The following is a 26,637-nucleotide window of genomic DNA, read 5'->3' as shown; positions in this document are numbered from 1 at the left end:
CAAGGGAGCACGGAGCGTTTCGAGTATTCGGTGGCTGGGGAAGACGTGCCGCCGGGCCGTAGGGGGAATCCGCAAGAGTGTCTTGGGTTTGTCAGGGCGACCGCCGAGCGGCGGACGCTCAACGGTCTCGGCTGGATTGGGGTCGGCCGGTCGCCGTCGGATGTCCGGCTGGCGATCGAGTCGAGAGTGAAGAGCGGAGTTGGAGTTGAGCAGCTGCTACAGCAGACTGGGGCTGTTGGCGCGAGCCTCGCACCGCATGGTGCAGTGGCTGCTCGCCTGTGTGCTGCTCACTCTGGTGTTGGCAGGGCACGCTGCCGCGCAGAGCTCATTCGATCACGTCTCGACCGGGTTTCCGCTGACCGGAAGCCATGTCGGCGTGGAGTGCTCGTCCTGTCACGTCGGCGGGCGGTTCAAGGGCACGCAGACGCAGTGCGCCAGTTGCCACAACGGCGCGCAGACGGCGGGCATGTCCGTCAATCACCCGATGACCACGCGGCGCTGTGAGAGCTGCCATCAGACTTCGACATGGAAGGACGTCCGGGCGATCGATCATACCCAGGCGAAGGCGTCATGTACGACCTGCCACAACGGTGTGATGGCACGGGGCAAGTCGAAGAATCATATCACGACCGCAGCGCCATGCGATGTGTGCCACAGGTCGACGGCGAGTTTTCGCATCAGAATGAAGATGGACCACGCCGGCATCGTCGCCGGTTGTGCCAACTGTCACAACGGGACGACCGCGCGCGGCAAGTCCAGCAATCATCTCCAGACCAATCTGCCGTGCGAGTCCTGTCACACCAGCACGGCCAGCTTCGGCGGCGCGGCCTTCAAGCATGCCGCGACCGATACCAACTGCGCGACCTGCCACAACGGCAAGACGGCGCAGGGCATGACCACGCCGCCGCACATTCCGACCGGCACGCTGCAGTGCTCGAACTGCCACACCAACACCGCGGCGAGCTTTGCCACCTACACCATGAACCACGCCGCCGTGGCGACCGCGCGCTGCGACAGCTGCCACAACGGCTCCTACACCGGCCAGGGCACCAAGGGAGCGCTGGGCACGGCGTCGTACCCGAACCACGTCGCCACCGGCGGCGCCGACTGCGTCAGCTGCCACGCCAAGGCGGCGAGCGGCGGCTTCACCAGCTGGGGCGGTGCGGCGTTCAAGCATGCCGCGACTGACACCAGCTGCGCGACCTGTCACAACGGCAGGACGGCGCTGGGGATGACGACACCACCACACATCCCGACCGGGACGTTGCAATGCTCGAACTGTCACACCAACTCGGCGGCGAGCTTCACGACCTACACCATGAACCACGCCGCGGTGGCGACCGCGCGCTGCGACAGCTGCCACAACGGCAACTTCACCGGCCAGGGCACCAAAGGTGCCATGAGCACCGCGTCATACCCGAACCACGTCGCCACCGGCGGCGCCGACTGCGTCAGCTGTCACGCCAAGGCGGCCTCGGGCGGCTTCACCAGCTGGGGCGGCGCGGCGTTTGCTCACAAGGCCACCGACACCAATTGCTCCACCTGCCACAACGGCAGGACGGCGCAGGGCATGACGACGCCGCCGCACATCCCGACCGGGACGCTGCAATGCTCGAACTGCCACAGCAACACCGCGGCGAGCTTTGCCACCTACACCATGAACCACGCCGCGGTGGCGACGGCGCGCTGCGATAGCTGCCACAACGGCTCCTACACCGGCCAAGGCATCAAGGGGGCGCTTGGCACCGCTTCGTACCCGAACCACGTCGCTACCGGCGGAGCCGACTGCGTCAGTTGTCATGCCAAGGCGGCGAGCGGCGGCTTCACCAGCTGGGGCGGCGCGGCGTTTGCTCACAAGGCCACCGACACCAACTGCGCGACCTGCCACAACGGCAAGACGGCGCAGGGCATGACCACGCCGCCGCACATTCCGACCGGCACGCTGCAATGCTCCAACTGCCACAGCAACACCGCCGCGAGCTTCACGACCTACACCATGAACCACACCGCGGTGGCGACGGCACGCTGCGACAGCTGTCACAACGGCAGCTTCACCGGGCAGGGCACCAAGGGAGCGCTGGGCACCGCGTCGTACCCGAACCACGTCGCCACTGGCGGGGCGGACTGCGTCAGTTGTCATGCCAAGGCCGCCTCGGGCGGCTTCACCAGCTGGGGCGGCGCCGCGTTCAAGCATGCCGCGACCGACACCAACTGCGCGACCTGCCACAACGGCAAGACGGCGCAGGGCATGACCACGCCGCCGCACACTCCGACCGGCACGCTGCAGTGCTCGAACTGCCACAGCAACACCGCGGCGAGCTTTGCCACCTACACGATGAACCACGCCGCGGTGGCGACCGCGCGCTGCGACAGCTGTCACAACGGCAACTTCACCGGCCAGGGCACCAAGGGGGCGCTCGGCACCGCGTCGTATCCGAACCACGTCGCCACCGGCGGCGCCGACTGCGTCAGCTGTCACGCCAAGGCGGCCTCGGGCGGCTTCACCAGCTGGGGCGGCGCGGCCTTCAAGCATGCCGCGACCGACACCAACTGCGCGACCTGTCACAACGGCAAGACGGCGCAGGGCATGACCACGCCGCCGCACATCCCGACCGGGACGCTGCAATGCTCGAACTGCCACAGCAACACCGCGGCGAGCTTTGCCACCTACACCATGAACCACGCCGCGGTGGCGACGGCGCGCTGTGACAGCTGCCACAACGGCAGCTACACCGGCCAGGGTACCAAGGGGGCGCTCGGCACCGCGTCGTACCCGAACCACGTCGCCACCGGCGGCGCCGACTGCGTCAGCTGTCACGCCAAGGCGGCCTCGGGCGGCTTCACCAGCTGGGGCGGTGCGGCCTTCAAGCATGCCGCCACCGACACCAACTGCGCGACCTGCCACAACGGCAAGACGGCGATGGGGATGACCACGCCGCCGCACATTCCGACCGGCACGCTGCAGTGCTCGAACTGCCACAGCAACACCGCGGCGAGCTTTGCCACCTACACCATGAACCACGCCGCGGTGGCGACCGCGCGCTGCGACAGCTGTCACAATGGCAGCTACACCGGCCAGGGCACCAAGGGGGCGCTGGGCACGGCGTCGTATCCGAACCACGTTGCCACCGGCGGCGCCGACTGCGTCAGCTGTCATGCCAAGGCGGCCTCGGGCGGCTTCACCAGCTGGGGCGGCGCCGCGTTCAAGCATGCCGCGACCGACACCAACTGCGCGACCTGCCACAACGGCAAGACGGCGCAGGGCATGACCACGCCGCCGCACATTCCGACCGGCACGCTGCAGTGCTCGAACTGCCACAGCAACACCGCGGCGAGCTTTGCCACCTACACCATGAACCACGCGGCGGTGGCGACGGCGCGCTGCGACAGCTGTCACAACGGCAACTACACCGGCCAGGGCACCAAGGGGGCGCTCGGCACCGCGTCGTATCCGAACCACGTCGCCACCGGCGGGGCGGACTGCGTCAGTTGCCATGCCAAGGCGGCCTCGGGCGGCTTCACCAGTTGGGGCGGCGCGGCGTTTGCTCACAAGGCCACCGACACCAATTGCTCCACCTGCCACAACGGCAAGACGGCGCAGGGCATGACGACGCCGCCGCACATCCCGACCGGGACGCTGCAATGCTCGAACTGCCACAGCAACACCGCCGCGAGCTTCACGACCTACACCATGAACCACGCCGCGGTGGCGACCGCGCGCTGCGACAGCTGCCACAACGGCAACTACACCGGCCAGGGCACCAAGGGGGCGCTCGGCACCGCGTCGTATCCGAACCATGTCGCCACCGGCGGCGCCGACTGCGTCAGTTGCCATGCCAAGGCGGCCTCGGGCGGCTTCACCAGTTGGGGCGGCGCGGCGTTTGCTCACAAGGCCACCGACACCAATTGCTCCACCTGCCACAACGGCAAGACGGCGTTGGGCATGACCACGCCGCCACACATCCCGACCGGGACGCTGCAGTGCTCGAACTGCCACAGCAACACCGCGGCGAGCTTTGCCACCTACACCATGAACCACGCCGCGGTGGCGACGGCGCGCTGCGACAGCTGTCACAACGGCAACTACACCGGCCAGGGCACCAAGGGGGCGCTGGGCACGGCGTCATATCCGAACCACGTCGCCACCGGCGGGGCGGACTGCGTCAGTTGCCATGCCAAGGCGGCCTCGGGCGGCTTCACCAGTTGGGGCGGCGCGGCGTTTGCTCACAAGGCCACCGACACCAATTGCTCCACCTGCCACAACGGCAAGACGGCGTTGGGCATGACCACGCCGCCACATATCCCGACCGGGACGCTGCAGTGCTCGAACTGCCACAGCAACACCGCGGCGAGCTTTGCCACCTACACCATGAACCACGCCGCGGTGGCGACCGCGCGCTGCGATAGCTGCCACAACGGCTCCTACACCGGCCAAGGCATCAAGGGGGCGCTTGGCACCGCTTCGTACCCGAACCACGTCGCTACCGGCGGAGCCGACTGCGTCAGTTGTCATGCCAAGGCGGCGAGCGGCGGCTTCACCAGCTGGGGCGGTGCGGCGTTCAAGCATGCCGCGACTGACACCAGCTGCGCGACCTGCCACAACGGCAAGACCGCGCAGGGCATGACCACGCCGCCGCACATCCCGACCGGCACGCTGCAATGCTCCAACTGCCACAGCAACACCGCCGCGAGCTTCACGACCTACACCATGAACCACGCCGCGGTGGCGACCGCGCGCTGCGATAGCTGTCACAACGGCAACTACACCGGCCAGGGCACCAAGGGAGCCATGGGTACGGCGTCGTACCCGAACCACGTCGCCACCGGCGGCGCCGACTGCGTCAGCTGCCACGCCAAGGCGGCCTCGGGCGGCTTCACCAGCTGGGGCGGCGCGGCCTTCAAGCATGCCGCGACCGACACCAACTGCGCGACCTGTCACAACGGCAAGACGGCGCAGGGCATGACCACGCCGCCGCACATCCCGACCGGGACGCTGCAATGCTCCAACTGTCACACCAACACCGCGGCGAGCTTTGCCACCTACACCATGAACCACGCGGCGGTGGCGACGGCACGCTGCGATAGCTGTCACAACGGCAACTACACCGGCCAGGGCACCAAGGGGGCGCTTGGCACGGCATCGTATCCGAACCACGTCGCCACCGGCGGTGCCGACTGCGTCAGTTGCCACGCCAAGGCGGCCTCGGGCGGCTTCACCAGCTGGGGCGGCGCGGCCTTCAAGCATGCCGCGACCGACACCAACTGCGCGACCTGTCACAACGGCAGGACGGCGCAGGGGATGACCACGCCGCCGCACATCCCGACCGGGACGCTGCAGTGCTCGAACTGCCACAGCAACACCGCGGCGAGCTTCGCCACCTACACCATGAACCACGCGGCGGTGGCGACGGCACGCTGCGACAGCTGTCACAACGGCAGCTTCACCGGCCAGGGCACCAAGGGTGCGCTCGGCACCGCGTCGTTCCCGAACCACGTCGCGACCGGCGGAGCCGATTGCGTGAGTTGTCACAGCAAGGCCGCCAGCGGCGGATATGTGAGCTGGGGCGGCGCGGCGTTCACCCACTCCGCGGCCAACACCAATTGCTCAGCCTGCCACAATGGTTCGAGCGCGAAAGGCCTGACCACCCCGCCGCATATTCCGGTGACGGGCGTGCAGTGCTCGAACTGCCACAGCAACACCGCGGCGAGCTTCGCCACCTACACCATGAGCCATGCTGCCGTGCATGCCACGCGCTGCGACAGCTGTCACAACGGCTCGTATCGCAGCCAGGGCCGCAGGGGTGCGCAGGGGCCGGATCATAGCGCGAAGTCGCAGGATTGCGGCTGCTGCCACGTGCGCGCCGCCGCCAACTTTTCCACCTGGGACGACGACCCGCAGAAGCCGGCAGCGGGCTGCTCCACGACGGCGCGGTCGGTGGTTCCTGCTCAGGCCCCGGCCGTCAAGGCGGTGACGCCGGCCTCGACCGCCAACCGGACGATGACGGCAGCAACGAATCCCGATGCAGCACCCGGTACGAACGCTGCACCGGCTGCATCTCAGGCCGGCGCTGCCGCCAAGCCTGCGGCGCCATCCAGTTCGACGCTCCTGTTCAGCAGCAAGCCGCTGGCGAACACGGCTGCGACGTCGACGGCCCCGACAGCGGGATCCGAAGCAGGGGCCTCCGCCAGTTCGTCCGGTTCCTCCAATCCCGACAGTTCGGCCAAAGCTGGCGGCGCGGCGGCGTCCGTGCCGCAGCCGTCGGGGACGCCGCCCCGAATGACATCCGCGACATCACCGCTCTCGCCGAATGATCCCCGCGGTAGGCTCTTGCCTCCAACCGATACGGGCAGCGACTCGCCGGAAGCGAAGAATGCCGGTCGGCTTCCGTCGCTGCTGCCGACGTTCAATCCGAGGGCAGGGCTTGCCGGATCGAGCACTACGGAGGCCGGTTCCAGATTCAATCACATGACGGCGCAAGGGCCATGCGCATCCTGCCATAACGGAATGACCGCGCCTGGCAAGCCGCCGAAGCACGTCGCAACCGCTGCGCCGTGTGAGACCTGTCACAAGAGCACGACGACGTTCAGCGGCGCCCGGTTCAGCCATACTGGAACGACGGCGGCCTGCGCGAGCTGTCACAACGGCATGGCCGCGACCGGCAAGCCGCCGAAGCATGTCGCGACCACTGCGCCGTGTGAGACGTGCCACAAGAGCACGACGACGTTCAGCGGTGCCCGCTTCAGCCACACCGGCACGATGGCGGCCTGCGCGAGCTGCCACAACGGCATGGCCGCGACGGGCAAGCCGCAGAAGCACGTCACGACGAATGCGCCGTGCGAGACCTGCCACAAGAGCACGGCGACGTTCAGCGGCGCCCGCTTCAGCCACACCGGCACGATGGCGGCCTGCGCGAGCTGCCACAACGGCATGGCCGCGACGGGCAAGCCGCAGAAGCACGTCACGACGAATGCGCCGTGCGAGACCTGCCACAAGAGCACGGCGACGTTCAGCGGCGCCCGCTTCAGCCACACCGGCACGATGGCGGCCTGTGCGAGCTGCCACAACGGCATGGCCGCGGGCGGCAAGCCCCAGAAGCACGTGGTCACCAGCGCGCCATGCGAAAGCTGCCACAAGAACACCGTGTCGTTCTCGGGCGCGCGGATGGATCACACCAGCCTGACGGCGCCATGTGCCAGCTGTCACAACGGCTCCAACGCCACCGGAAAGTCGCCGAAGCACTTCGTGACCAACGTCCCCTGCGAGAGCTGCCACCGGACGGTGAGCTGGAGCTCGGTCAATTACCGGCATATGTCGGCGAGCTATCCGAACCATAGCGCGGCCATCGGCTGCACCGCCTGCCACAGCGGCAACTCGCAGGCCGTTCTGTTCAAGTTCGCGGCCTACAAGCCCGACTGCGCTGCCTGCCACGCCAGTGATTTCCGCCCGCAGCAGCACGCCAAGCTCGTGAAGCCGGCGCCGATGGACTACACCGTCGCCGAGCTCAAGGACTGCACAGGCGCATGCCATATCTATGCTGACAAGTCGCAGACCACCATCGTCACCCGCCGCCAGCGGCAGCACCGGGTCAATGGAGGTGGCTGGTGATGCGCGGCTGCTTCAGACAAGCCGCGGCAGCGAGGTCGGCGGGATGGCTGATCGGTCTGCTGGCCGGCTTGCTCGCAATCCTGCTCGACGGGGTCTTTGGCGTTGCACCGGCCCAGCCGGTCATCGATCAGTTCGTCGCCAATGCAAATGCCACGACGATCGGAAACTGCAGCCTTCTGCGGGTCAATTTTCACGTTCGTGTCCGCTACACCGGGCATTTCCCGCTCGACCAAGGCAGCCAGCTCAGCGTCTCGCTGCAATTGGTCGACCGGGACACCATCATGGCGCGGCGCCTGGTCAGGCGCGAAGGCGTGCGTGTCGACAATGCCCAGGGCTCCGGCCTCCAGGACGTCTATCTGACGCTCGATCAGAACAGGGGACCGATCCTCGTCGTCCAGTTTGCCAGCGAGTTCACCTATCAGATCGTCCAATCCGGCAGCTTCGAGCAGGTGGCGATCGTGGTGGCCCGAAAGGGTCCGGTGTCGGCGTGCAAGGTGAAGGCCCTGGTGCCGAGCGTAGCCGCCCCGGATGCGCCGAAACCGGTTGCGGTCCCCGGTGCGGCGGCGTCGGTCCGCAACGACAATCGCACGATGCAGCAGGCCTCCGCCGCGGACATCCGGTTTGCGGAGGCGTCGATGGACGAGGCTCGCGCGTCGATCAAGAAAGGCAATTTCAGCGCCGCGATCGAGCTCCTGAGGAAGGTGCTGAAACTCCCCGAGAACGGCTCGAGCGCCGAGGCGCAGGAGCTGCTCGGCGTGGCGCGGCAGAAGGCTGGCCAGACCGCTGCCGCGCAGGCGGAGTATGAAGACTATCTGCGCCGCTATCCGACTGGCGAGGGCGCCGAGCGGGTGAGGCAGCGACTCGCCGCGCTTCTCACCGCAACCAGCAGCGCGCCGGCGCGGCCGCGCGACATGCCTTCCGTCACGCCCGACGGCGGAGACATGGGGGCAGGCATGCCGACCAAGGCGGCAGGGCCGAACGGCGACACCCGCTGGTCGATGTCGGGCAGCCTCTCGACCACCTTCATTACCAACGACACGACCAGCGCCGTCAAGGACAGGGCGATTGCGCCGAATCCGAATGCGGATCCCGACGCGCACCGCGTGCATCAGAACACGCTGCTGACCAATTTCGACTTTCTCGGCACCGCCGATAACGATCGCATCAGGACCAAGTTCAGGCTGGCGTTCACCCATGAGCGCCAGTTCGATACCGGGAACGACAAATACGGCGTCTCGACCGCGCAGGTCGATTACACGCTGAAGGAGGCCGACGTGACGCTGCGCGTCGGACGGCAATCCCGCAACACCGGCGGCGTGATCGGCCGCTTCGACGGCGCGGTGCTGAGCTGGCAGAAGAGCCCGGGGCTGCGCTTGAACGTGCTCGCGGGCTCGCCGAACTGGAGCCGCTTCGACGCACCGTTCAAGGATGGCAAGACGCTCTATGGCGCAAGCATCGACTTCGGCAAGATCCTGGGTGGCCTCGAGACCACGGTCTACCTGATCACGCAATACGACCGCAACATCGTCGACCGCCAGGCCATCGGCGCCGAATTCCGCTATTTCGACGCCAACAAGTCGCTGCTCGGCCTGATCGACTACGACACGCATTTCCGCGCGCTCAACGCCGCCGTGTTCTCGGGAACGTATACGTTCGAGGACAAGTCGGTCATCAACGCCTCTTTCGACTATCGAAGAGTGCCATTTCTCTCGACCTGGAATGCGCTGCAGGGGCAGCCCTTCCTCACCCTCTACGACATGATGAAGTTCAATACCGCGGGCGAGATCAGGCAGCTCGCGATCGACCGTACGCCGACGTTCCAGTCGGCGATGGTGAGCTACTCGCGGCCATTGAATGAGACTTGGCAGGTTGCTGCCGATGCCACGGTGACCAATCTCACCGGCACGCTGCCGTCCGGCGGCGTCGACGGCACGCCGGCGAGCGGCCTCGAATATTATCTGTCGGCCCAGCTGACCGGGAACGGCATCATCAAGCCGGGCGATCTGTTCATGGGTGCGCTGCGCTACGCGAGCCTGGCGGACTCCAAGTTCTACGTTCTCGATCTTGCCACGCGCTATCCGATCACGCCCGATCTCGCCATCAGCCCGCGGCTGCGGGCTGGGTACAGGTCCGGGACCCGGACCGACCTGAAGGAGTACACGGTTCTGCCGTCGCTGCTGGTCAGCTATCTCTGGTCGAAGGAGATCAGCCTGGAAACGGAGATCGGCTATCGGTTCGTCGACAGCACGCTCGCCAACGTCAAGACGACGACCAAGGACCTGTTCGCGACGGTCACGTTGCGGCGCGATTTCAACGCCGACGGTGTCACGAAGTGCAACGCCTCGATCGTCAGTTGCGCCTGGGCCAGGCCTGCAGCGTTGCAGGGCGGGCAGGGGGCAGGCTCGGGCGACATGCCGCTGCAATCGCGCGCGTCGATCCTGCCGTCCTACATGCTGGAGACCGGTGTGCGCTACTGGTTCAGCTCCGGGCAGAATCGCTACCGCTATTTCGCCGATCAGGCTGCGACGCTTCAGGTCTCCCGGCTCGCCTATGGCGGCATGACCGGGCACAGCGGCGAGATGTTCTTCAGGATCGATGCGCTCGACGGTCCGTTCACCAACATGTTTCTGAAGGGCTATATAGGGGCGGGCAAGATCAGCTCGGGCACGCTCGTCGACGAGGACTTCGCTCCGTTCGTCAATCCGTCGTCCAAGACCGTCAGCAGCGTGGGCGGGGGGCTGCAATATGCAAATCTCGATGTCGGTTTCAACCTGCTGGAGACCGAACGCTTCCGGCTCGGCGCCTTCGTCGGCTATCAATATTGGACGGAGACGGTGGACGCGCGGGGCTGCACCCAGGTGGGCGGCAATCCGACGATCTGCGCTCCTGCGCTGGGGCCGGGCGTGAAGGTGGTGACCGAGCAGGATCGCTGGCATAGCGGACGGGCCGGTGTCTCCCTCGACACGCGGCTGTCAGACCGGCTGAGCTGGCAGGCGGAGGCCGCCTATGTCTGGACCACGCAGAATGCGATCGACACGCACTATTTCACGTTCGGGCGCGATCCCGCCTCAGGGCAAGGAAGCGGCTTCCAGGCCGAGACCGTGCTGAACTACCAGCTGACCGACAATTTCCGCATCGGCATCGGTGGACGCTGGTGGCATCTCAGCACCAATGCCGTCGATTCGTTCAATCAGGTCCTGAGATATACGACGGAGCGCTACGGCGTCTTCCTCCAGGGCTCCTACCAGTTCAATCGGGCAAGATAGGCGGCCGGAGGCGTCCAATCATGAACGACCGGACGGCCATCCGGCCTTCGCGGGACAAACCATCATCATCGCCGCCGATGAAGGACTGGGCGATATGATCCAGTTCGTCCGCTACGTCCCGATGGTCGCAGCGCTGGGCGCGCGCGTGATCCTCGCCGTTCAAGAGTCGTTGCTTCCGCTGTTGTCGAAGATGCCAGGCATTTCGCAGTGTGTTCCGGTCGCGGAGGCCAGCGAACTTGCGGGAGTGGATGTCCAGTGTCCGATCATGAGCCTGCCGCTTGCCTTTCGGACGACACTGGCCACGATTCCAGCGCCGGTGTCCTATTTGCCGGCGCCTGATCCCGATCGGATCCAACTCTGGCAGGAGCGCCTTGGCATCCCGGAGAAATTGCGGATCAGCCTGGTCTGGTCAGGCAATCCCAACCACCTCGACGACCACAATCGTTCCATCCCCTTGCGCATGTTTTCCAGCCTGCTCCGCGAGGATGCGGCGTTCATCAGCCTGCAGAAGGAGCCGAAGGCCGAAGACAAGGCCGTGCTCCAGGAGGCGAGCGGGATCGTGGACCTGTCGGGTCTACTTGCCGATTTCGCCGATACCGCCGCGCTGATCTCATGTCTGGATCTCGTGATCACGGTCGATACCAGTGTCGCTCATCTCGCCGGCGCGCTTGGCTGTCCGACCTGGACGCTCCTGTCGTACACGCCGGACTATCGCTGGCTGCTCGATCGTGACGACAGCGTCTGGTACCCGCGCATGCGCCTGTTCCGTCAGCGCGAAAGGCGCGATTGGCGCGAGGTCATCGATCAGGTCGGAGATGCGCTTCGTGAACGGATCGTGGCGAGGGCGTCGTCCCCGCCGGTCTCGAGCGATGATCGCGTGATCCTTCGCCGCTTCAATTCGACGACTGGCGGCTTGCCGTCAGTTGCTGGCGGTAACGTTCGGCGTCCCAGTTGAGCAGCAACTGCTCGTGCTGCGAGGAGAGATAGCCGATATCGGCCGATAGCGGCAGGCGGCTGGTCACGAGCGCGAGGCAGCTCAGCATGGCCTCGGCGCCCGGGCTAGCGTCGCTGCGGATGATGGCACCGAGACCCGGCGCGAGCGCTGCGACGGGCGCGGGCAGGCGGCTCGCTTCGGCGCGCGCGAGCAGCGTGGCGAGGTCGCTGGCGCTCTCGATCGTCGGCAGGCCCGGGCCGAGAAACACGACGTGGTCCGGATACAATGAGCCGCCGGTCGCGATGGCGCGGTTGAACGGATCGGTGGCGATGCCGTGGCTACCAGCATCCTGCGGCAGGCGATAGGCGGTGCCGGCGCACAGACGGCGCAAGGCCGCTGCGTCGGCAGCAGGCGCCGGGCGTACCGGCAGCGCCAGCCGGTGCTCGACGTCATGGACCAGCGCCTCGGCCTGATCGCAGCTCTCGGCACCGACGACGAGGCCGTGATTGCCGAGGGTCAGCACGTCGATGCGGTCGCGCGCGACGATGGCGCTCACTGCGCGCGCCAGCGGCAGCCCGGGATGAAAGTAATCGAGATGGCGCCAGGCGAGCCCGTCCAGCCGCGCCGCAAAGTCATCGCGCGCATCGCGCCGCGCCGCCCAGGCGATGGTGTTGACGGCGTGCACGTGCAGCACGATCCGGTGCGGCAGCAGCGCATGCAGCGCGGTCTCGATCGAGGCGCGCAGGGGACCGGGAGCGGCCAGCGGAATGCGCTCGTCGTCAGCGGCGAGCGCGTCGCGCGCCGCCGGCAGGAGCACAGGCACGAAGATGTCCTTCGCGTCGGCATCGGCAAGCCAGGTGCCGGACGCCTTCACCCACAGCACATCATCCTGCTTGAGCGAGGAGTTGCCGCCGGCGCCTTGCACCAGCTCGATGTTGCGGCCGACCCGCGCCGACATCCGGCGCAACTCCTGAAGCTCGGCTGGCTCGCGCATTTCGCATCTCCTTCTCACCAAGAAAGGTGCTGCATCGTCCAGTTCGGCATGCGGCCGGGCGAAGCTGCGAGCTTGCGCGTTGCCGCAGCCAGGTCGGGCGCGCCGGCCAAGGTCGTGCGATGCACGCCATCGCCGAGCAGCAGGCTCTGCAGGCCTGCGGCGCGGGCGCCGGCGACGTCATGGTCGAGCGAGTCGCCGATCATCAGCACGCGGTGCGGATCCGGATCGCCGAGCTGCTCCAGCGCAGCCGCGAAGATCGGCTGATACGGCTTGCCGACGAAGCTCACCGGGCCGCCGAGCCACTCATAGGCGCGGGCCAGCGTGCCGGGTGCCGGCACGAGGCCGGCTGCACCGAACATCATCAGGTCGGGATTGGCACAGATCATCGGCACGCCCCGTGCCGCTGCTCCGGTGAATCGGTCGCGCCAGAGGTCCGGCTCGGCGAGGTCGTCATCGAGGCCGCCGAGCAGGATGAAGTCGGCGTCCCGCATATCCGTCACGAGGACGAGATCGAGCCCGTCGATCAGCGAGCAGTCGCCGCCCCTGGTGATCAGGAAGCAGGCGCTGCCGCAATCGGTGAACGGCGCGCGCGTCCGGTCGCGTAGTCCGCTCCAGGTCACCTCGCCCGAGGTGAGAATGCCGTCATAGGCCGAGCGCGGCAGGCCGAGCCGGGCGAGGCGCTCGGCATTGGCGCTCGCGCGCTTGCCGGAGTTCGACAGCACCAGGATCTGCTTGCCGGCCTCGCGCAGCCGCAGGACGCAGTCGTGAGCCGCCGGAAGCACGGTCCTGCCGTCATGCAACGTGCCCCATTGATCGAGCAGGACGTGATCGAACCGCTCGGCGATGGCGGACAGGCCGCTGATCTCGCACGCTGCCGCCGTCATTGCGGCGGTCCCTGCAGCGCCAGCAGCGCCGTGCCGTAGCTCGCTTCGGTCTGCGCGGCGACGCTGACGGGCACGCCAATGATGCGCCGGCGGATATCGGTCCAGGCGTCGTTCCGGGCGCCACCGCCGATGCTGATCACGCGCCGCAGCGCCGGCGCGCCGAGCGCCTGGAGACGCTGATAGGCCATCGCCTCGACGCTTGCGATGCCTTCGAGCAGCGCCTGGAAGAAGCGGTGATCCTCGGCCGGGCGCGGCGTGATCTTTGGTGCGAGGGCGGGGTCGGCGATGGGGAAGCGCTCGCCGGGTTTGGGCAGCGGATAGTAGTCGAGCCCGGTGGGCTCGTCCGGGCGCAGCAGCGGGGTCATGCGGTCCATGTCGGCGGCGGTGAAATGCGCGAGCAGCGCGGCGCCACCGGAATTCGATGCACCCCCGGCGAGCCATTTGTCACCGAGGCGGTGCGAGTAGACACCCTGATCGGCGGCGAAGATCGGCTGCGTCGCGACCAGCTTCACCACCAGCGTGGTGCCGAGCGAGGTCACCGCATCGCCTGGCGTGTCGGCGCCGGTGGCGATGAAGGCGGCGACGCCGTCGGTGGTGCCGGCGACGATGCGCGCCGACGGCGACAGACCGAGCGCGCGCGCGGTCGACGGATCGATGTCGGCGAATGGCGTGCCCGGCACCAGAATGCTCGGCAGCACGTCGCGGGGAACGCCGAGCTGATCGATCCAGCGCGGCCATTCGCGCCTGACGGGATCATAGCCGAGCTTCAGCGCGTTGTTCTCGTCGCTGACGCCGTGGCGGCCGGCGAGGCGTCCGGCGATCCAGTCGGCCTGATGCACGGCGTGCCGCGCGCCGCTGGTGGAGGCGAGCAGATGCAGCAGCTTGGCGAGCGGGCTGCTCGTGCCATGCGCGCCGCTCTCGGGCGGCGCCACCGCGGCGATCCGCCTGGCTTCGTCGACCGCGCGCGCATCGTTGTACATCAGTCCGTGCGAGCGGGGCCGTCCGTCGGCGTCGATCAGCAGCAAGGTGCCCGAGGTGCCGTCGACCGCGATGCGCGCGATGGCGCCGAGATCGACGATCCTGCCGAGCTTGTCGAGCGCTGCGACCGTCGCCTGCCACCACAGCTCGGGATCCTGGTCGACGGCGTTGCCGTCCTGGCGCGGCGCGGCGAGCGGAACTGCGGCTGCGCCCTTGATCTCGCCGCTCGCGTCGGCGGCGCAGGCGCGCACACCGCTCGTGCCCACGTCGATGCCGACAAACAACTCCGTCATGCGACCTCATCCCGTTGTGCGCCGGCGAGCATGCCTGTGCTTGCCCGGCGCGTCATCCCTGACGCGCTGCAGCACGTTTGGGGGATTGACGGCCGGATCGCCGTCTGCAATTTTTTGCAAGGTGTGAAGAAATTTGCAAGCAGGCATTCAAGCGTGACGACAGCTTCCGACAGGGCGTCGATGGTGGACGGCGAGGCTTCGCTGGCGACGCGCGCCGCATGGCTGTATTTCGCGGCCGGGCTGACGCAGTCGGAGGTCGCCGATCGGCTCAACATCCAGAGCACGAAGGCGCATCGCCTGATCGCGCGCGCCAGCCGCGAGGGCATGATCCGTGTCTTCGTCGAGGGTCCCGTCGCCGAATGCGTCGCACTTGAGAACGCGCTGGCCGAACGCTACGGGCTCGACTTCTGCCGTGTCGCGCCGGATCTCGGCGAGGGCGACCTGCCGCTGAAGGCGCTGGCGCTGGAGGGCGCGAGCTTCCTGCGCCAGGTGCTGGAGCGCGGCGACGACAAGATCATCGGTGTCGGCCACGGCCGCACGCTCGCGGCCGTGGTGGCGCAACTGCCGCAGACGCCGGCGCGCGACGTGCAGTTCGTGTCGCTGCTCGGTGGCCTGACGCGCAAATTCGCCGCCAATCCGTTCGACGTGATCCATCGCCTGGCCGAGCGCACCGGCGCCGAAGCCTATCTGCTGCCGGTGCCCGTGTTCGCCAACTCCGTCGCCGACCGCCGCGTGCTGATGCAGCAGTTCGGCATTGCCGACGTGTTTGCTCTCGCGCAGAAGGCTTCGCTGCTGTTCGTCGGCATCGGCCAGATCCATGCCGACGGCTTCCTGGTGTCGAGCGGCATGATCAAGCCGGACGAGGTCGTCGAGCTGAAGCGCGCCGGCGCCTGCGCCGACCTGCTCGGGCATTTCTTCAACGCCCAGGGCGAGCTGCTCGATCTCGATCTTTCGGCGCGGGCCACCTCGATGGCCGCTGCCGATCTGAAGAAACACCGCATCGTCGCCATCGGCGGCGGCGAGGCGAAGATCACGGCCCTGCGCGCTGTGCTGCGCAGCGGCTTCCTGAATGGCCTCATCATCGACGAGGCGACCGCTCAGGCATTGGCGACTGACAAGCCGGAGAAGACATCTGGCAACTCCAAGAACAAGAGTCGGAAGGGCAGGTAACGCGAACACGTCTCTACAAGAAACAAAGGGAGGGTTGAATGTACGATCGTGAGAAGAATCTCTTTGCGTCCTATGCCGGCAAGCGCATCAGCCGGCGTGATCTGCTCGACGGTGCCGCCAAGCTCGGCATTGCCGGTGTCGCCGCCAATGCCGCCTTTGCGTCCGCGATGTCGAAGGCGATGGCCGCTGACTTCAATTGGAAGGCGCATAGCGGCAAGACCGTCAAGCTGCTCTTGAACAAGCATCCTTACGTCGATGCGATGATCGGCGACATCGAGGCGTTCAAGAGCCTCACCGGCATGAACGTCACCTACGACATCTTCCCGGAGGACGTCTATTTCGACAAGGTGACGGCGGCGCTGTCGTCGAAGTCCGACCAGTACGACGCCTTCATGACCGGCGCCTACATGACCTGGACCTATGGTCCGGCCGGCTGGATCGAGGACCTCAACACCTACATCAAGGATCCCGCCAAGACCAATCCGGCCTTCGCCTGGGACGACGTGCTGCCCGGCCTGCGGTCGTCGACGGCCTGGGATGGCGTCGCCGGCTCCGAGCTCGGCTCCGGCAAGGCCAAGCAGTGGTGCATCCCGTGGGGCTACGAGCTCAACAACATCACCTATAACCGCAAGATATTCGACAAGGTCGGCGTCAAGCCGCCGAAGAACCTCGACGAGATGCTCGACGTCGCGGCCAAGATCACCAAGGATGCCGGCGGTCCCTACGGCGTCGGTGTGCGCGGCTCGCGCTCCTGGGCCACCATCCATCCGGGCTTCCTATCGGCCTACGCCAATTTCGGCCAGAAGGATTTCGTGATGGAGGGCGGCAAGCTCAAGGCCGCGATGAACACCAAGGCCTCGAAGGACTTCCACGAGAAGTGGGTCAGGATGATCCAGGGCTCGGGCCCCAAGAACTGGTCGACCTACACCTGGTACCAGGTCGGCACTGATCTGGGCGCCGGCGCCTCCGGCATGATCTTCGACGCCGACATTCTCGGCTACTTCATGAACGGCGGCGAGAACAAGGAGCGCGGCAATCTCGGCTACGCGCCGTTTGCAGCCAATCCGGCCGCCAAGGCGCCGACGCCGAACGTCTGGATCTGGTCGCTGGCGATGTCGAGCTTCTCCAAGCAGAAGGATGCGGCCTGGACGTTCATGCAGTGGGCGGCCTCCGTCGAGCATGATCTGTTCGGCGCCCGCAAGATGGACTTCGTCAATCCGGTCCGCGCCTCTGTGTGGAAGGACAGCGAATTCCGCGACCGCATCGCCAAGTCCTATCCCGGCTATCTCGAGCAGCATGACCTCTCGGCCCCCGGTGCGAAGATCTACTTCACGGCGCAGCCGTTGTTCTTCGACCTCACCACGGAGTGGGCGGCGTCGCTGCAGAAGATGGTGGCCAAGGAGATCAGCGTCGACGAGGGCCTCGACAAGCTGGCCGAGAGCATCAACCGTCAGTTGAAGCAGGCCGGCCTCGGCTGAGGCTGGACGCGGACTCTCCACGACCACCCGCCGGTCCGGCCGCTCCCCCACGGGCGTCCGGACCGGCCCACCACCGCGAATGTGTGATCACGCCTGTCATGAGCATGGCTGAACTTGTCGAAACCAACGCGGCGCCGCGCCGCGCGAAGAGATGGCGCGGACGGCTGCTGCCATATCTGCTGAGCCTGCCGGCGCTGCTGGTCTGCATCGCCATCCTGGTGCCATTCGTGACCGCGGCGATCTATTCGCTGCAGCGCTACCGGCTCAACCTGCCGTATCTGCGCGGCTTCATCGGTGTCGACAATTACATCGACTTCCTGTCCGATCCTGCGTTCTGGAACACGTTGCGGATCTCGCTCGTCTACACCGCGGTGACCGTGATCGCCGAACTGCTGCTCGGCCTCGGCATCGCGCTTCTGCTGCGCCGGCCGACGCGCTTTCACAACGCGGTTTCGATCGCATTGTTGCTGCCGCTGATGACGGCGCCGGCGATCGCGGCCCTGATGTGGAAGCTGATGACCAATCCGAGCTTCGGCATTCTGTCCTATCTGGTCGGCCTGTTCGGCGCGCATGATTTCAAATGGGCGTCCGATCCGTCGACGGCGCTGTTCACGGTGGTGCTGGTCGACGTCTGGGTCTACACGCCGTTCATCATGATCCTGCTGCTGGCCGGCCTGCGCTCGCTGCCGCGACAGCCGTTCGAGGCGGCGGCGCTCGACGGTGTGCCGACGAGCTTCGTGTTCTTCCGCATCACCTTGCCGATGCTCGCGCCCTACATCATCACGGCGTCGCTGTTCCGGCTGCTCGATTCGATCCAGCAGTTCGACATCGTCTATGCGATGACGCAAGGCGGGCCCGGCGACCGGCTGATGGTGTTCCAGGTCCAGGCCTACCTCGAATTCTTCCAGTACACCAATGTCGGACGCTCGGCGGCGCTTTTGATGATCCTGTGGCTGATCACCAACATCCTGTCGAACATCTTCATCAAGAACTGGCTGCGGCTGCGCGAACGCGCCCACGGTCACGCCTGAGGAGGCCGCCGATGGATCATTCCAGTCTCGCCGGGCGCATCTTCCGCGGCATTGCGCTCGCGCTGGTGCTCGTCTTCTTCATGTTCCCGATCGTCTGGATCCTCATGATGTCGTTCCAGAGCAACGAGCAGATCCTGCGTATCCCGCCGCGCATCCTGTTCGAGCCGACGCTCGCCAATTACGAGGCGCTGATCTCGGGACAGCTCCGTACGGCAGCCGGCAATCTGCAGATCTCGTTCATGCGTAACCTCATGAACAGCTTCATCCTGTCGAGCGCCTCGGTGATCCTGGCGCTGCTGCTCGGCGTGCCCGCGGCCTATGCGTTCGCGCGGTTCAAGTTCCGGCTCGGCGAGACCATCGCCTTCACGCTGCTCTCGTTCCGCTTCGCGCCGCCGCTCTTGGTGCTGCTGCCGTTGTCGCTGTACTACCAGCAGCTCGGATTGAACGACACCTATTTCGGGATCGTCTGGGTCTATCAGCTGATCGCGCTGCCGCTGATCCTGTGGATCGTGCGCGGCTATTTCGAGGACATCAGCCCCGACATCGAGCACGCCTACCGGCTGGCGGGGCATTCCTGGCGCGAGGCGTTCACCCGGATCGCCGTCCCGCTGGCGGGACCCGGGATCGCGGCTGCGGGCTTGCTGTCCTTCATCTTCTGCTGGAACAATTTCGTGTTCGCGCTGATCCTGGCCTCGGCCGACAAGCAGCCGGTGACGGTGGGCGCGCTCGCCTTCGTGACGGCGTCCGGCATCCAGTATGGCCAGATCGCAGCCGCAATCGTGCTGTCGGTGACGCCGACCTTGCTGCTCGCGCTCTATGCGCAGCGCTATCTGGTCGAAGGTCTCTCGCTCGGTGCAGTGAAGGGTTGAGGATACATGGCCCGTCTCGAACTCCAATCGGTCGACAAGAGCTTCGGCGCCGCAAGCTGCGCCAAGGGCGTGTCGCTCGCGGTCGAGCCCGGCGAGATCGTCGCGGTGTTCGGCCCGTCCGGCAGCGGCAAGACCGTGCTGTTGCGCATGATCGCCGGCATGTTCGAGCCTGATGCGGGCGACATCCTGGTCGGGGGCCGTTCGATCGTCGATGCGGCGCCGGAGCAGCGCGGCATCGGCATGGCGTTCCAGAACTTTGCGCTGTTTCCGCATATGAGCGCCCGCGACAACATCGCCAGCGGCCTGCGCGCGACGGGGAGCGCCGACGTCGCCGCGAAAGTTGCGGCGATGAGCCGGCTCCTGAAGATCGAGCACGTGCTCGGCCACAAGCCGCGCGAACTGTCGAACGGCCAGAAGCAGCGCACCGCGCTGGCGCGCGCTCTGATCGGCAATCCTGAGGTGCTGCTGCTCGACGATCCCTTGCGCAACGTCGATGCCAAGCTGCGCTACGAGATGCGGCTGGAGCTGCCGAGCCTGCTGCGCCGGAGCTCTGCGGCGGTGCTTTATGTGACGCAGGATTATCGCGAGGCGATGGCGATCGCCGATCGCATTGCCGTGCTGATCAATGGCCGCCTGGTGCAGGTGGCGCGTCCGGAGGAGATCTATGCGCGGCCCGCGTCGGTTGCGGTGGCGCGGCTGTTCGGCGATCCCAGCATCAATCTCTCGGAGGTCGTGCCGGTGGTGGAGCAGGGCCGGTTGATAGCGGCTATCGCCGGGACGCAGGTCCGGCTCGATGTCGACGATCTGCCGGCGGATGCGCGGGAGCGCTGCTGGCTGGGCGTGCGGCCGGACGATGTCGCGGTGACGCGCCATGGCGGTGAAGGCGCGATCCCGGCGCGCACCGTCGCCGTCACCCCGATTCATGAGCGTGCCGTGGTGCTGCTGCGCTTTGCTGACGGATCCGAGTGGCTGGCGGCGCTGGCGCCCGAGGCGCTGGAAGCCGGCGCCGACGAGGACGTGTTCGTGCGGTTCGCGCCCGAATCTGCGTTGCTGTTCGACCATGCGACGGGAAACCGTATTGGTGTCTTGCCGCGGCGGCAGGCGGCGTGAGGATGTGAGATGGGCATGCTCGAGATCCGCAACGTCGACAAGGTCTATCACCGTCGAGGCAAGGCGCCGGTTCACGCGGTGCGCGCGCTCGACATGGAGGTGAAGGCCGGCGAGATCGTCGCGCTGCTCGGCTCTTCCGGCTGCGGCAAGACCTCGACGCTGCGCATGATCGCCGGCTTCGAGAGCGTGAGCGCGGGCTCCATCGCCCTGGCGCAGCGGTCGATCCATGATCTGGCGCCGGCGAAGCGCAAGGTGGCGATGGCGTTCGAAGGTTATTCGCTGTATCCGCCGCTGACCGTGCGCGAGAACATCGCGTTTGCGCTGAAGGCACAGCAGCTGTCGCGCGCGGAGATCACGCATCGTGTCGACAGCATCGCCCGTCTGGTCGAGATCGAGGACATCCTCGATCACCACCCGCGCGCGCTCTCCGGCGGCCAGCAGCAGCGCGTCTCGCTGGCGCGCGCGCTGGTGCGCGATGCGGACCTCTATCTGCTCGACGAGCCGATGGGGCAGCTGGAGCCGCAGCTCCGCGCCGTGCTGCGCGGCCGCATCAAGGGCCTGCTCGCCGAGCGCGGCATGACCGCGATCTTCGTGACCCATGACCAGACCGAGGCGAGCGCGCTCGCTGATCGCATCGCCGTCATGGAGGATGGCGTGCTGCAGCAGTTCGCTGGGGAACGCGAGCTGAAGAACCGTCCGGCCAATCTGTTCGTCGCGAGCTTCATCGGCGAGCCGCCGATGAATCTGCTGGAGACTGTGGTCACGCAGGACGAAGCGAGGTTTCGCCTGGCGGTGGGTTCCGAGATGGCGTTTGAAATTCCCCGGCAGACGCTGGACGTGACGGGACAACAGGCACTGGCGCAGGCCGATCGGATCAAGGTCGGCATCCGGCCGCAGCGGATCGCGATCGGCAGCGGCGAGGCGCGGCTGCGCGTGGTCTCCAACCAGTGGCTCGGCGATCAGTCGCACATTGCGGGCGAATGCGCCGGTCATCTGCTGGTCGCGGTGACATCGAGCAAGATCGCGGCGCGGCCGGGCGATGTCGTGCCCTGCGCGCTGGAGTCACGCCATCTCCACATTTTCGGCGCCGACGGCATCTGCGTCCGCCACGCGGAGGCGCGCTGACCATGACCTCGGCTGCGACCCGCGACGTGATCATCGGCATCGACGCCGGGACCTCGGTGATCAAGGCGGTCGCGTTTGCGCGGGATGGCCGCCAGCTCGGCGAGTTCGCGATTCCGAACAGCTACACCACCTTGCCCGGTGGTCGTGTCGAGCAGGACATGGAGCGGACGTGGACCGACACTGTCGCGGCGTTGCGCGGCCTGGGCGGCGCGCTGCCGGACCTGTCCCGTCGCGTCGCCGCGATCGCCGTGACCGGGCAGGGCGACGGCACCTGGCTGATCGACGCGGACGGCCGTCCAGTCGCGCCCGCGCTGCTGTGGCTCGACTCGCGCGCGGCAGGCTTCGTTGAGACCTTCCGAGGCGGCGAGCGCAACGCCGCGCATTACCTGCGCACCGGATCGGGGCTCAACGCCTGCCAGCAGGGGCCGCAACTGGCCTGGCTGCAGGCGCATGACGCGGAGCTGCTGGGACGCGCGGGCACGGCGTTCCACTGCAAGGATTGGCTCTACTTCAAGCTGACCGGCAAGAGGGCGACCGATCCGTCCGAAGCGACGTTCTCCTGCGGTGACTTTCGCAGGCGCGGCTTCGACGGCGAAGCCGCGCGTCTCGTCGGCATTGCCGATTCCGCGCGCCTGTTTCCAGATGTCGTCGATGGTGTCACGACGACGCATGGCTTGACCGCGGCGGCCGCGGCCGAGACGGGCTTGCCCGATGGCGTGCCGGTGTCGCTCGGCTATGTCGACGTGATCTGCAATGCGCTCGGTGGTGGGCTGTATGATCCCGCACCCGACGTCGGCTGCACCATCATCGGCTCGACCGGCATGCACATGCGGCTGGTGAACGGCGCCGACGCGGTCAAGCTGAATGCCGAGGCGACCGGCTATACGATGCCGTTCCCGGTGCCCGGTCACTATGCACAGATGCAGTCGACCATGGCTGCGACCTTGAACATCGACTGGCTGCTCGATGTCGCGCGCGGCGTGCTCGCCATGGAAGGCATCGCGAGGTCGCGCAATGATCTGATCCGGCGCCTCGACGAGCATGTGCTCGCGGCGAAGGTGGGCGAGCTGCTGTATCATCCGTTCATCTCCGACGCCGGCGAACGAGGCCCCTTCGTGTCCCACGAGGCGTCCGCCCAACTGGTCGGCCTGCGCATCCGCCACGGCTACTGGGATCTGATGCGCGCCGTGATGGAGGGACTGGCCTTCGCCGCACGCGACTGCTACGCGGCGATGGGACCGCTGCCGAGGGAAATTCGCCTGACCGGGGGCGCGGCGCGCAGCCGCGCGCTCGGCGCCATTCTTGGCGCGGCACTTGGCAGCACGATTCGAGTCTGCCGTCGCGAGGAGGCCGGCGCATCGGGCGCGGCGATGATCGCGGCGGTCGCGACCGGGCTCTACCCGGACATGATGGATTGCGCGGAGGAGTGGGTGAGACCGTATCTGGATGAGCCGCAAGCGCCGGATGCGGCGCTGGCGGAACGTTATGCGCAATTGTTCCCGGCCTATGTCGACGCCCGCCTCGCGGCGCGGCCGGTCTGGAAGCAGCTCGCCGCGCAGCGCACGGGTGCCGATCATGTCTAGCTCCATCGCCATCATCGGCGACCGCTTCATGCTGCCCTCGGTGTTCGCCGAGCGCATCACCGCCATCTGCGGCGACGGCATCGACATCCGCATGCTCGAGCAGCCCTGGCCGGACGAGCCGATGGAGCACGGCTATGCCGGCTCGAAGCTCGACGGGCTCAAGGAGTTCATGGGCGACCCTGATGAGCTCGCTGAGTTCATCGGCGAGGCGCCCCTGCTGGTCACGCATCTCGCGCCGATCTCGCGCGCGATGCTGCGGCGGCTGCCGAGCCTGAAATTCATCGCGGTGTCGCGCGGCGGCCCGGTCAATATCGACATGCAGGCGGCGCGCGATCACGGCGTGCTCGTCGTCAATACGCCCGGACGCAACGCCAGCGCGGTGGCGGAATTCACCATCGGCGCGATGCTCGCGGAGACCCGGCTGATCCGCAGCGGCCACGAGTCGATGCGGGGCGGCGAGTGGCGCGGCGATCTCTACCGCGCCGATCGCACGGGACGTGAGCTCGGCGAGATGACAGTCGGCATCGTGGGCTATGGCGCGATCGGCACCCGCGTGGTGAAGCTGTTGAAGGCGTTTGGCTGCAAGATCCTGGTGACCGACCCCTACGTTCAGCTCAGCGCGCAGGACCGCAACGACGGGGTCGAGCATGTCGCGCTGGCCGAGCTGCTGTCGCGCGCCGACGTCATCAGCCTGCATGCCCGCGTGACCGCGGAGACCACCGGCTTCATCGATCGCGACGCGCTGGCGCGAATCAAGCCGGGTGCGATCCTGATCAATACGGCCCGCGGGCCCCTGGTCGACTATCACGCGCTCCATGACGCGCTCAGCTCGCAGCGGCTGGCGGGGGCGATGCTCGACACCTTCGCCGTCGAGCCGGTCCCGCCGGACTGGCCGCTGCTGCAGCTCCCCAATGTCACGCTGACGCCGCACATCGCCGGCGCCTCCGTGCGCACCGTCACCTTTGCCGCCGACCAGGCGGCCGAAGAGGTTCGCCGCTATCTGGCCGGCGAGCCGCCGCTCAATCCCTGCTGACGACGAAAGGTTTTCGACATGAATCGCGAGGAACGGCTGATCCGCGAGAACATCATCGCCAAATGCCGATGGATGAATGCGTCGGGGCTGAACCAGGGCACTTCGGGCAACATCTCGGCCCGCTACAAGGACCGCATGCTGATCACGCCCTCGGCGACGCCTTATGATTCGATGAAGCCGGAGATGATCGCGGCGATGCCGCTCGAGGGTGACTACGGTTCCTGGGATGGCCCGTTGAAGCCCTCGACGGAATGGCGCTTTCATCTCGACATCATGCGCGGCCGTCCGGATGTCGGCGGCGTCGTGCACACCCATTCGACCTACGCCACAGTGCTCGCCATCGCGCGCAAGCCGATCCCGGCCTGCCACTACATGATGGCGGCGTTCGGCGGCACCGACATTCGCTGCGCCGGCTATGCGCGGTTCGGCACGGCCGAATTGTCCGAGCTTGCGCTGGAGGCGCTGGAAGGCCGCAACGGCTGCCTGCTGGCCAATCACGGCATGATCGCGGTCGGCGCCAATCTCGACAAGGCGATGTGGCTTGCGGTCGAGCTCGAGACCATCGCGAAGCAGTACTATCTGTCGCTCGCGCTAGGCCAGCCGCACATCCTCGGCGACGCGGAGATCGCCGAGACCGCGCAGGGCTTTTCCACCTATGGCCTGCAGGAGCCCAAGGCGAAAGCGGCGAAGCCGGCCAAGACTGCGACGAAGGCGCGCGCCGCCGCGCGCAGCAAGCCAGAGAAGAAGCGCAGCAGCAAACGATGAATGCGACGGTCTCACGCAGCGGATCCGATCACGGTCTGTTGGACCTCGCCGTGATCGGCGGCGGCATCAATGGCGCTGGTATCGCCCGTGATGCCGCCGGCCGCGGCCTGAAGGTGCTGCTGTGCGAGAAGGACGATTTCGCCCAAGGCACCTCGTCGCGTTCGGGCAAGCTGATCCATGGCGGCTTGCGCTATCTTGAGTACTATGAGTTCCGCCTGGTGCGCGAGGCGCTGATCGAGCGCGAGGTGCTGCTGGCCTCGGCGCCTCACATCATCTGGCCGATGCGCTTCGTGCTGCCGCACTCGCCGGAGCAGCGTCCCGCCTGGCTGGTGCGCACCGGGCTGTTCCTCTATGACCATCTCGGCGGTCGCAAGCAGCTGCCGGCGAGCCGTAACGTCGACCTCGCGCATGAGCCGGAGGGCGCGCCGCTGCGCCCCGAATTCCGGCGCGGCTTCGAATATTCGGACTGCTGGGTCGACGATGCCCGGCTGGTGATCCTCAATCTCGTCGATGCCGCGCACAAGGGAGCCATCATCCTGCCGCGCACCCGCGCCGTGAGCGCGCGGCGCGAGGGCGATTCCTGGCGGCTGGAGATGCGCTCCGAGAATGGCGAGGTGCAGATCGTCCGCGCGAAGGCACTGGTGAATGCCGCAGGTCCCTGGGTGCAGGACGTGGTGCAGGGTGTCGCCGGGCTCAACTCCGCGCACAATGTGCGGCTTGTCAAAGGCAGCCATCTCGTGGTGCCAAAATTCTGGAGCGGATCGCAGGCCTATCTGCTGCAGAACACCGACCGCCGCGTCATCTTCGTCAATCCCTATGAGACCGATCTGGCGCTGATTGGGACCACCGACATCGTGCATGATGGCCGCGCAGACGACGTCGCTGTCGATGGTGCTGAGATCGACTATCTGCTCGCGGTGCTCGATCGCTATTTCCGGGCCGCGCCGGGCAAGGGTGATATCATTCACGCCTTCTCCGGGGTGCGGCCGCTCTACGATGACAACGCCGACAATCCGTCGGCAGTGACGCGCGACTACGTGTTCGAGGTGCACGGTGCACCCGGGCAGCCGCCGCTGCTGTCGATCTTCGGCGGCAAGATCACGACGTTTCGCCGGCTCGCCGAGCAGGCGATGGAACGCCTCGCGCCGTGGTTTCCGCAGATGGCGCCGGCATGGACGGCGGGCGCGCGGCTTCCGGGCGGCGATCTCGGCGCGCCGTTCGATCGGTTCCTTGCCGATCTCGCCGGCGCGTATCCGGGATTGCCGCGCGATGTGGTAGCACATTATGCGCGGCTCTACGGCACCCGTGCGCGCGACCTGCTCGGAGCGTCCCGCAACGTCGGCGATCTCGGCCGCCATTTCGGTGCCTCCTTCTATGAGCGCGAGCTCGTTTTCCTGCGCGAGCAGGAGTGGGCCGTCACGGCCGCCGACATCCTGGACCGGCGTACCAAGCATGGCCTGCATCTGAGCCGCGCCGAGCGCGAGGCGTTCGAGCTCCAGCTTTGATCGTGTCTTGACG

The 26,637-nt window shown here is 66.9% G+C and carries 16 protein-coding genes; 13 read left to right on the top strand and 3 right to left on the bottom strand.

Annotation, left to right across the window (positions count from 1 at the left end; all coding sequences use genetic code 11):
* The first annotated feature begins 205 nt into the window (after window positions 1–205).
* The 3 genes from ACQR1F_RS08370 (at window position 206) to ACQR1F_RS08360 (ending at window position 11,827) form a co-directional block, all read left to right on the top strand.
* Window positions 206–7,606 carry a hypothetical protein gene (locus ACQR1F_RS08370; protein ID WP_434912803.1) on the top strand — a complete coding sequence of 2,467 codons (7,401 nt, stop codon included), beginning with the start codon at window positions 206–208 and terminating at the stop codon, window positions 7,604–7,606.
* A complete protein-coding gene (locus ACQR1F_RS08365) occupies window positions 7,606–10,872 on the top strand; it encodes a hypothetical protein (protein ID WP_434912802.1) in 3,267 nt (1,088 codons plus the stop codon). The genes ACQR1F_RS08370 and ACQR1F_RS08365 overlap by 1 nt, the downstream gene beginning before the upstream one ends.
* A gap of 94 nt (window positions 10,873–10,966) precedes the next feature.
* Window positions 10,967–11,827 carry a glycosyltransferase family 9 protein gene (locus tag ACQR1F_RS08360; RefSeq protein WP_434912801.1) on the top strand — a complete coding sequence of 287 codons (861 nt, stop codon included), beginning with the start codon at window positions 10,967–10,969 and terminating at the stop codon, window positions 11,825–11,827.
* Here ACQR1F_RS08360 and ACQR1F_RS08355 read toward each other — a convergent pair.
* The 3 genes from ACQR1F_RS08355 to ACQR1F_RS08345 are packed head-to-tail and all read right to left on the bottom strand — an operon-like array spanning window position 11,766 to window position 14,955.
* Window positions 11,766–12,800, bottom strand: coding sequence for a class II aldolase/adducin family protein (locus ACQR1F_RS08355; RefSeq protein ID WP_434899384.1), 1,035 nt, complete (start codon window positions 12,798–12,800; stop codon window positions 11,766–11,768). The genes ACQR1F_RS08360 and ACQR1F_RS08355 overlap by 62 nt on opposite strands.
* Window positions 12,801–12,814: 14 nt before the next feature.
* The gene (locus ACQR1F_RS08350; protein WP_316237500.1) at window positions 12,815–13,684 is read right to left on the bottom strand and encodes a TIGR01459 family HAD-type hydrolase; all 870 of its coding nucleotides are present in this window, start codon (window positions 13,682–13,684) and stop codon (window positions 12,815–12,817) included.
* A complete protein-coding gene (locus tag ACQR1F_RS08345; RefSeq protein ID WP_434912800.1) occupies window positions 13,681–14,955 on the bottom strand; it encodes an FGGY-family carbohydrate kinase in 1,275 nt (424 codons plus the stop codon). Before ACQR1F_RS08345 ends, ACQR1F_RS08350 begins: the two co-directional genes overlap by 4 nt.
* A 180-nt stretch (window positions 14,956–15,135) precedes the next feature.
* On the opposite strand from ACQR1F_RS08345, the gene ACQR1F_RS08340 reads away from it, so the two are divergent.
* From ACQR1F_RS08340 to ACQR1F_RS08295, 10 genes are all read left to right on the top strand, one after another.
* The gene (locus tag ACQR1F_RS08340; RefSeq protein WP_315804181.1) at window positions 15,136–16,125 is read left to right on the top strand and encodes a sugar-binding transcriptional regulator; all 990 of its coding nucleotides are present in this window, start codon (window positions 15,136–15,138) and stop codon (window positions 16,123–16,125) included.
* Window positions 16,126–16,163: 38 nt separating this feature from the next.
* Window positions 16,164–17,603 carry an extracellular solute-binding protein gene (locus ACQR1F_RS08335; protein ID WP_315804166.1) on the top strand — a complete coding sequence of 480 codons (1,440 nt, stop codon included), beginning with the start codon at window positions 16,164–16,166 and terminating at the stop codon, window positions 17,601–17,603.
* Window positions 17,604–17,707: 104 nt separating this feature from the next.
* Complete coding sequence (locus ACQR1F_RS08330; RefSeq protein WP_434912799.1) at window positions 17,708–18,634, top strand: carbohydrate ABC transporter permease; 927 nt, start codon at window positions 17,708–17,710, stop codon at window positions 18,632–18,634.
* An 11-nt stretch (window positions 18,635–18,645) separates the two neighbouring features.
* Window positions 18,646–19,503, top strand: coding sequence for a carbohydrate ABC transporter permease (locus ACQR1F_RS08325; protein WP_434899381.1), 858 nt, complete (start codon window positions 18,646–18,648; stop codon window positions 19,501–19,503).
* 6 nt (window positions 19,504–19,509) lie between these two features.
* Window positions 19,510–20,613 carry an ABC transporter ATP-binding protein gene (locus ACQR1F_RS08320; RefSeq protein WP_434874456.1) on the top strand — a complete coding sequence of 368 codons (1,104 nt, stop codon included), beginning with the start codon at window positions 19,510–19,512 and terminating at the stop codon, window positions 20,611–20,613.
* A 15-nt stretch (window positions 20,614–20,628) separates the two neighbouring features.
* On the top strand, window positions 20,629–21,738 hold the full coding sequence (locus tag ACQR1F_RS08315) for an ABC transporter ATP-binding protein (protein ID WP_434912884.1): 1,110 nt from the start codon (window positions 20,629–20,631) through the stop codon (window positions 21,736–21,738).
* A 2-nt stretch (window positions 21,739–21,740) separates the two neighbouring features.
* Complete coding sequence (locus tag ACQR1F_RS08310) at window positions 21,741–23,321, top strand: FGGY family carbohydrate kinase (protein ID WP_434912798.1); 1,581 nt, start codon at window positions 21,741–21,743, stop codon at window positions 23,319–23,321.
* Window positions 23,314–24,354: a 2-hydroxyacid dehydrogenase gene (locus ACQR1F_RS08305; RefSeq protein ID WP_316181789.1), complete on the top strand. Its 1,041-nt coding sequence runs from the start codon at window positions 23,314–23,316 to the stop codon at window positions 24,352–24,354. The genes ACQR1F_RS08310 and ACQR1F_RS08305 overlap by 8 nt, the downstream gene beginning before the upstream one ends.
* Window positions 24,355–24,372: 18 nt before the next feature.
* Window positions 24,373–25,119, top strand: coding sequence for a class II aldolase/adducin family protein (locus ACQR1F_RS08300; protein WP_434912797.1), 747 nt, complete (start codon window positions 24,373–24,375; stop codon window positions 25,117–25,119).
* Window positions 25,116–26,624, top strand: a complete 1,509-nt coding sequence (locus ACQR1F_RS08295; protein ID WP_434912796.1) for a glycerol-3-phosphate dehydrogenase — start codon at window positions 25,116–25,118, stop codon at window positions 26,622–26,624. The genes ACQR1F_RS08300 and ACQR1F_RS08295 overlap by 4 nt, the downstream gene beginning before the upstream one ends.
* Window positions 26,625–26,637 lie beyond the last annotated feature (13 nt).

Source organism: Bradyrhizobium sp. HKCCYLS3013 (assembly GCF_051167615.1).
In the GTDB taxonomy this organism is placed as follows: domain Bacteria; phylum Pseudomonadota; class Alphaproteobacteria; order Rhizobiales; family Xanthobacteraceae; genus Bradyrhizobium.
Note: the sequence above shows the minus strand (reverse complement) of the source record. Positions and strands in the feature narration are given on the sequence as shown.